At 72.4% G+C, this 6761-nt stretch carries 6 protein-coding genes and 1 pseudogene; 5 read left to right on the top strand and 2 right to left on the bottom strand.

Going from position 1 to position 6761, the window contains the following annotated elements:
* A pseudogene (locus tag JNW89_RS22960) lies at window positions 1-868 on the bottom strand (hypothetical protein); the annotation flags it as partial.
* A gap of 292 nt (window positions 869-1160) precedes the next feature.
* Here JNW89_RS22960 and JNW89_RS22955 point away from each other — a divergent pair.
* From JNW89_RS22955 to JNW89_RS22935, 5 genes are all read left to right on the top strand, one after another.
* Window positions 1161-2606, top strand: coding sequence for an alpha-amylase family protein (locus tag JNW89_RS22955; protein ID WP_238450456.1), 1446 nt, complete (start codon window positions 1161-1163; stop codon window positions 2604-2606).
* 80 nt (window positions 2607-2686) lie between these two features.
* A complete protein-coding gene (locus JNW89_RS22950; protein ID WP_238450455.1) occupies window positions 2687-2998 on the top strand; it encodes a hypothetical protein in 312 nt (103 codons plus the stop codon).
* On the top strand, window positions 2929-3609 hold the full coding sequence (locus JNW89_RS22945; protein WP_238450454.1) for a L,D-transpeptidase: 681 nt from the start codon (window positions 2929-2931) through the stop codon (window positions 3607-3609). Before JNW89_RS22950 ends, JNW89_RS22945 begins: the two co-directional genes overlap by 70 nt.
* 152 nt (window positions 3610-3761) lie before the next feature.
* Window positions 3762-4613, top strand: a complete 852-nt coding sequence (locus JNW89_RS22940) for an alpha/beta hydrolase (RefSeq protein ID WP_238450453.1) — start codon at window positions 3762-3764, stop codon at window positions 4611-4613.
* A gap of 46 nt (window positions 4614-4659) precedes the next feature.
* On the top strand, window positions 4660-5802 hold the full coding sequence (locus JNW89_RS22935; RefSeq protein WP_238450452.1) for a site-2 protease family protein: 1143 nt from the start codon (window positions 4660-4662) through the stop codon (window positions 5800-5802).
* Here JNW89_RS22935 and JNW89_RS22930 read toward each other — a convergent pair.
* A complete protein-coding gene (locus JNW89_RS22930; RefSeq protein WP_238450451.1) occupies window positions 5799-6665 on the bottom strand; it encodes an AraC family transcriptional regulator in 867 nt (288 codons plus the stop codon). The genes JNW89_RS22935 and JNW89_RS22930 overlap by 4 nt on opposite strands.
* Window positions 6666-6761 lie beyond the last annotated feature (96 nt).

Genomic DNA, 6761 nt, shown 5'->3' with positions numbered 1-6761 from the left:
TGGGCGCGGTCCACGACGCGGCGACGGTGGTCTCGGCCCAGCCGCCCCGGACGTCCTTCTCCTCGGCACCGGCCTTGCGGCGGCCGAGGCCGGCGAGCAGCGTCCGGCCCTTGCCCTCGTCGGTCGCCCGGCCGGCCATCGCCTTGTTGATCGCGGCGGCCTGGTGCTGCTCCCGGCTGCGCTTGCCGAGGTGGACGGAGAGCCGCACCAGCAGCGCCGCCACCACCAGCAGCACGCAGGCGAGGTAGCTCAGCGTCACCCAGGGCTTCGCCGCGCGTCCGGCGTTGAGGCCGTGCAGCAGCGCGAACGGCCAGGCGACGTACGCCATGGAGTGCAGCGCGCGCCAGAACCACTTCGGACCGACGCCGGCGAAGCGGACCCGGATGATGCCGGTCCAGAGCACGCTCACCATCAGGAACGCGGCGACCGTGCCGAGCCCGACGTAGAGGCCCCGCCCGCCCACGAACGGCACCACGGCGTCGGTCGGCCCGGCCCGGCCGATGGCGACCTTGGTGATGACGTGGAAGACCAGCCCGGCCACGCCGAGCACGCCGGTGGCCCGGTGCGCGGACTGCAGCAGCACCCGGTGCGGGATCTTCAGCACCAGCCGGTCCGTGGCGAGCAGCCCCATCATCACGGTGAGGCTCAGCGCGACCAGGGCGACCACCCCGGCGAAGAACTCGGTGAAGAAGAAGCCGTACGAGTACATCGACCCGCCGGCGCCGCTGAGTTCCACACCGGCCCACATCAGGGCGAGCGCGGATCCGATCAGCAGTGCCATCGCGGGTTTCGACGTGGTCCGGACACCACGGCTGCTGGTGGTGGTCCGGACGGTCGTCACCTTCTGGTTCTGCTTTGCCCGGCCCATCTGCTCCTCGATCGCGACTCACGGCGGCACCACCACCGGCCGACCTGCTCCGTCATCCAGTACGGACGTCCGGGCCGTACGGATCAGTGCGGGTGGCGAATTTCTCGGGCGATCCGTCGAACCGTCCCGGCCCGGGGCGCGTGTAGCGCCCAGCGCAACGACGCATGTCCATCCATTGACAGTTGTTGCAACACGCTTGTAACCTTTCCGAAAATTTCAGCCTGGCTGCAAGAAGCCGTCAGGCGAACCCCTCCCCCGCGTCGCCACCACCCCCGACCCCCAGGGAGTTCCGATGCATCGACGTCGATGCCGCTCGGCGATCCTCGCCCTCGGCGTGCTCGCCAGCCTGCTCGTCCCCACCACCGTGGCGGCTCCCCCGGCCGCCGCGGCGCCCTCCGGCGCCAGGAACGTCATCGTCCAGCTCTTCGAGTGGAACTGGCCGTCGGTGGCCAGCGAGTGCACCAACGTGCTGGGCCCCAAGGGCTACGGCTACGTCCAGGTCTCGCCGCCTCAGGAACACGTCCGCGGCAACCAGTGGTGGCTGGCGTACCAGCCGGTCAGCTACCGGATCGAGTCGCGCAAGGGCACCCGGGCGCAGTTCCAGTCGATGGTGAACACCTGCCACGCCGCCGGCGTGAAGGTCATCGTCGACGCGGTGATCAACCACATGTCCGGCCAGGACACCCCCGGCACCGGCTGGGCCGGCTCGGCGTACAGCCACTACGACTACCCGGGCACCTACCAGACGCAGGACTTCCACCACTGCGGCCGCAACGGCGGCGACGACATCGTTAACTACAACGACCGGTACGAGGTGCAGAACTGCGAGCTGGTCAACCTCGCCGACCTGAAGACCGAGTCCGACTACGTCCGGTCGAAGATCGCGGCGTACCTGAACGACCTGCTCGCCCTCGGGGTGGACGGCTTCCGGCTGGACGCCAGCAAGCACATGCCGGCCGCCGACATCGCCGCCATCAAGGGCAAGCTGTCCCGCTCCGCGTACCTCGTGCAGGAGGTCATCTACGGCGCCGGCGAGCCGATCGGCCCGGGTGAGTACACCGGCAACGGCGACGTGCACGAGTTCCGGTACGGCAAGGACCTGGCCCGGATGTTCAACAACGAGCGGCTGGCGTACCTGCGCAACTTCGGCGAGGCGTGGGGCTACCTGCCCAGCGGCTCGGCCGAGGTGTTCGTCGACAACCACGACACCCAGCGCGACGGCAACGTGCTGACCTACCGCAACGGCGCCGTCTACGCCCTGGCGAACGCGTTCATGCTGGCCTGGCCGTACGGGGCGCCGACCGTGATGTCCAGCTACACCTTCAGCTCCCGCGACCAGGGTCCGCCCTCGGACGCCAACAACAAGACCTTGAACACCACCTGCTACTCCGGCTGGGAGTGCGAGCACCGCTGGCGGGTCGTCGCCAACATGGTCGCCTTCCACAACGCCACCCAGGGCGCCGCGGTCGCCAACTGGTACGACAACGGCTACCAGCACATCGCCTTCAGCCGCGCCGGCAAGGGCTACCTGACCATCAACGACGAGGGCTCGGCGATCACCGGCCGGTCCTACTACGCCGGGCTGCCCGCCGGCCGGTACTGCGACGTTATCCACGGCGACTACGCCAACGGCTCCTGCTCCGGGCCGGTGATCACGGTGGACGCCAACGGCTGGTTCGCGGCGAACATCCCGGCCCACGACGCGGTCGCCATCCACGTCGGCGCCAAGCTGTCCTGACCCGTTCCGACAGGGCTCCCGTCCGGCGCAGTTCCGCCGGGCGGGAGCCCTTCGCGTTTTCTGTCCTTTAGAGTAGTTTTGTGTTCTTTGAGCGATTGACGTCCCGCTTCGGCATCGCCTGGCTGACCGCCGCGTTCGGCGTACCGGCGGTGCTCGCACTCGCGCTGCTGGTCAACTCGGCGCTGCGCCACGACCAGACGTCCGCGCCGCCGGCCCGGGTCGCACCGGCCGTCCCGACCGCCGAGCCGACCGGCGAGCCGACGGTCGAGCCGACCCCCGAGGAGTCGGTGCCCGCCGCGCGCCCGCCCCGGACGGTCTGCCGGTGGTCGACTACGACCCGGCGCCCACCGGCTTTCCCGCCGACCCGCGCCCGCAGGACACCACCCCGCTGACCGAGGGGCTGACGCCGACCCGGCGGATCGCCGCGTACGACGCCCCGGGCGGGCGCCCGCTGGCCCTGCTCGCCCCGACCATCAGCGGCGTGGAGGTGACGATGCCGGTGGTGGAGCACCGCACGGGCTGGACGGCGGTGCTGCTGCCGTCGGCGAACCGGCGGATCGCCTGGCTGCCGGCGGGCGGCTGGAGCACCGTCGCGCTGCGCGACCAGCTCGTGGTGGAGCGCCGGTCGCACCGGCTGACCTGGTACCGGCACGGCCGGGCCGCCCACTCCTGGCCGGTCAGCCTCGGGATGCCGGGCCAGTCCACCCCGCTCGGTCGGACCTTCGTCCTCGGCCGCACCCCACCGCCCCAGGCGGTCTACGGCGGCGTCGACATCTTCGCCCTCGGCGCGATACCCGACGACCCGGAGGCGGTGCCGACCGGCCTGCGCGGCGCGCACATCGGCCTGCACAGCTGGTACAACGACGACACGCTCGGCAAGAACGCCACCAACGGCTGCATCCGGCTGACCCGCAGCGCCCAGCGGCAACTGCTCGCCGAGCTGCCCCCCGGAACACCGCTGGTGGTGGTCGAGCAACTGTCCACCCCGCCGCCCACCGCCTGACCCTCGTCCCGGGACATCGATCCTGGGCCGCACCGGGGCCGCGTCCCGGCCCCGGCGTCACGACCCGCCCATGACAAATGTCAGCCCCCGCCGGTTCCGGTGCCGTCCGGTGGGTATGCCGCCGGGTCCGCGCACACCGGGGAGGTACGCCAATGGGCACCGCGCCGACCGGACGGGTCGACACGATCGTGCTGATCCACGGCCTGTGGATGACTTCACGCAGTTGGGAGCACTGGGCGCGGCGCTACCGCGCCTTCGGCTTCCAGGTGCACACCCCCGCCTGGCCGGGGATGGAGGCGGAGGTCCAGGCGCTGCGCGACGATCCCGCCCCGCTCGCCGGGCTGACCCTGGGGCAGGTCGTCGACCATTACGCGGCGATCGTCCGGGAGCTGCCGAACCCGCCGCTGATCATGGGGCACTCCTTCGGCGGGCTGGTCGCCCAGGTGCTGCTCGACCGAGGGCTCGGCGCGGCCACGGTGGCCATCGCCCCGGCGGCGCCCAGGGGTGTGGTGCGGCTGCCGGTGAGCACCCTGCGGTCGGTGTACCCGGTGCTGCGCAGCCCCGGCAACCGGCACCGGGCCGTGCCGTTCACGCCCGAGCAGTTCCGGTACGCCTTCGGCAACACCCTCACCCGCGAGGAGTCCGACCGGGCCTGGCAGCGGTACGCCGTGCCGGCGGCCGGGCACGTGCTCTTCGAGGGCGCGTTCGCCAACCTCGACGCCCGCTCGGCGGCGACGGTGGACAACGGGCGCGACGACCGGGCGCCGCTGCTGCTGATCGCCGGCGGCGCGGACCACGTGTCGCCGCCGGCCCTGGTCAAGTCGAACGCCAACCTGTACCGCAAGTCCCGGGCGGTCACCGACTACCAGGAGTTCCCCGGGCGGTCGCACTTCACCGTGGGCGAGCCGGGCTGGGAGAAGGTGGCCGACCGCGCGCTGGACTGGGCGGTGGAGATGGCCACCACCCGTTCGCCGGCGATCGTCGGCGAGGCGCCCCGGTGGTGACGCCCGCTCCTGGCATGGGACGGCGTCGGCCGGGTATGACCCGGGCATGAGGGCGAGCTTCCGGCTTGGCCGGATCGCGGGGGTACCCGTCGGGGTCAACTGGAGCGTCCTGGTCATCTTCCTGCTGATCGCCTGGGCGCTGTCGGCCAACCAGTTCCCCCAGGCGTACCCGGGCCGCTCCACGGCCGCGTACGTGCTGGCCGGGCTGGCCGCCGCGGTCGTCTTCTTCTTCGGCCTGCTCGCCCACGAGGTCTCCCACGCGGTCGTCGCCAAGCGCAACGGCCTGCACGTCGAGGGGATCACGCTGTGGCTCTTCGGCGGCGTGGCCGAGCTGCGCGGCGAGGCGAAGAACCCGGGCGCGGAGCTACGCATCGCCGGGGTCGGGCCGCTGGTGAGCCTGCTGCTCGGGCTCTTCTTCGGCGGCATCGCCGTGGTGCTCGCGCTGGCTGGGCAGCGCGGACTGCTGCTCGGCTCGCTGGCCTGGCTGGCCGGCATCAACGTGCTGCTGGCGATCTTCAACGTGCTGCCGGCCGCGCCGCTGGACGGCGGCCGGCTGCTGCGCGCGGCGGTGTGGAAGGCCACCGGCGACCGGACGAAGGCCTCCGTGGTGGCCGCCCGGGCCGGCTGGGTCCTCGGCGCGCTGCTGATCGGCCTCGGGCTGGTGCAGTTCCTGACCGGTTTCGGGGTGGGCGGGCTCTGGCTGGCGCTGATCGGTTGGTTCCTGATCGGCGCGGCCGGGGCGGAGGAACGCCAGGCCCGGATGGGCAGCGCCCTGCACGGGGTACGGGTCGGCGACGTGATGACCCCGCAGCCGCAGACCGCGTCGGCGGAGATGACGGTCGCCGACTTCGTCGACCACTACCTGTTCGCGTACCGGCACTCGACGCTGCCGCTGACCGAGGAGGGCCGGCCGGTCGGCCTGGTCACCCTCGACCGGGTACGCGGCATCCCGGCCGACCGCCGGGGCAGCACCACCCTGGCCGAGGTCTCCTGCCGAGCCGAGGACCTGGTGCTCGCCCGGCCGGAGGAGCAGCTCAACGACCTGCTCCCCCGGCTCAGCGAGTGCGCCGACGGCCGCGCGCTGGTGGTCACCGACCAGCGGCTGGTCGGCATCGTCTCGCCCAGCGACATCAGCCGCGCGGTGCAGCGCGGCAGCCTGCGCGACCAGTTGGCCGGCAGCCGGCACTAGGCCGCGGCCCGCTCCACCGGGATCCACAGCTCGGCGTCCACCCGCGTGCCGTCCGCCGAGAGCCGGTTCCGGGAGATCTCCGGCCCGGGGCGGCTGCGGTAGGCGTTCGACGGGAACCACTGGGTGAACACGTCCCGCCACAGCTCCTGCACCGCGGCCGGGAACTCGCCGGCGGTCTCGAAGACCGCCCACGTCCCCGCCGGCACGGTCGTCGAGTCCAGGTCGGCCGGGGCGTCAGCGCCGGTGACCACCCCGTGCCAGTAGTCCAGCTCGCTGCCCTCGGCCCGGTCGTCGGCCACCTTGTCGCTGACGTTGACGATCCCCGCCGGCTCCTGGTCCGACAGGGCCGCGATCCGGGCGACGGTCTCCTTCGGGATGCCCCGGATGAACTCCACGATCGCCGGGTTCATCCCCTGGTGCACCAGGGGCACCCGGGCCCGCCGGCCCACCAGCCGGAACTCCGGCTTCTCCACCACGCGGTAACGCATGCTGCCACTCCCTTCGACGACGAGGCGGAAGGACAACCGCTGCTGGGAGCTCAGCGCCGCACCGGTCCGCCGGGCCTCGCCGGGCCCGATCCCGTGCAGCGCGCGGAACGCCCGGGTGAACGCCTCGGTCGAGCCGTACCCGTGTCGAACCGCGATGTCGAGCAGCGTCCGCTCGCCGGCCGTCACCTCGGCCGCGGCCACCGTGAGCCGGCGGCGGCGGACGTACTCGGACAGCGGCATGCCGGCCAGCGCGGAGAACATCCGCCGGAAGTGGTACTCCGACGTGAGGGCGATCTGCGCGAGCTCGGCGACCTCAATCCGCTGGTCGAGGTGCCGCTCGATGTGGGCCATGGCCTCGTTCAGCCGCTCCAGCACCTGGTCTCCTTCCCGTGTGCCTCGACGCTAGGCCGACGGGTAGGCGCCCGACCCGACATCCCGTGCCCGCTCCCGGTCGGGCCCGCGCCCCCTGCG

This window comes from Micromonospora sp. 4G55, assembly GCF_016803375.1.
This window is presented reverse-complemented; position numbering and strand designations above follow the sequence as displayed.

Bases quoted from the DNA above. Each gene is read 5' to 3' on its own strand.
- JNW89_RS22955 (WP_238450456.1), top strand. From the start codon at position 1,161: ATGCATCGACGTCGATGCCGCTCGGCGATCCTCGCCCTCGGCGTGCTC.
- JNW89_RS22940 (WP_238450453.1), top strand. From the start codon at position 3,762: ATGGGCACCGCGCCGACCGGACGGGTCGACACGATCGTGCTGATCCAC.
- JNW89_RS22935 (WP_238450452.1), top strand. From the start codon at position 4,660: ATGAGGGCGAGCTTCCGGCTTGGCCGGATCGCGGGGGTACCCGTCGGG.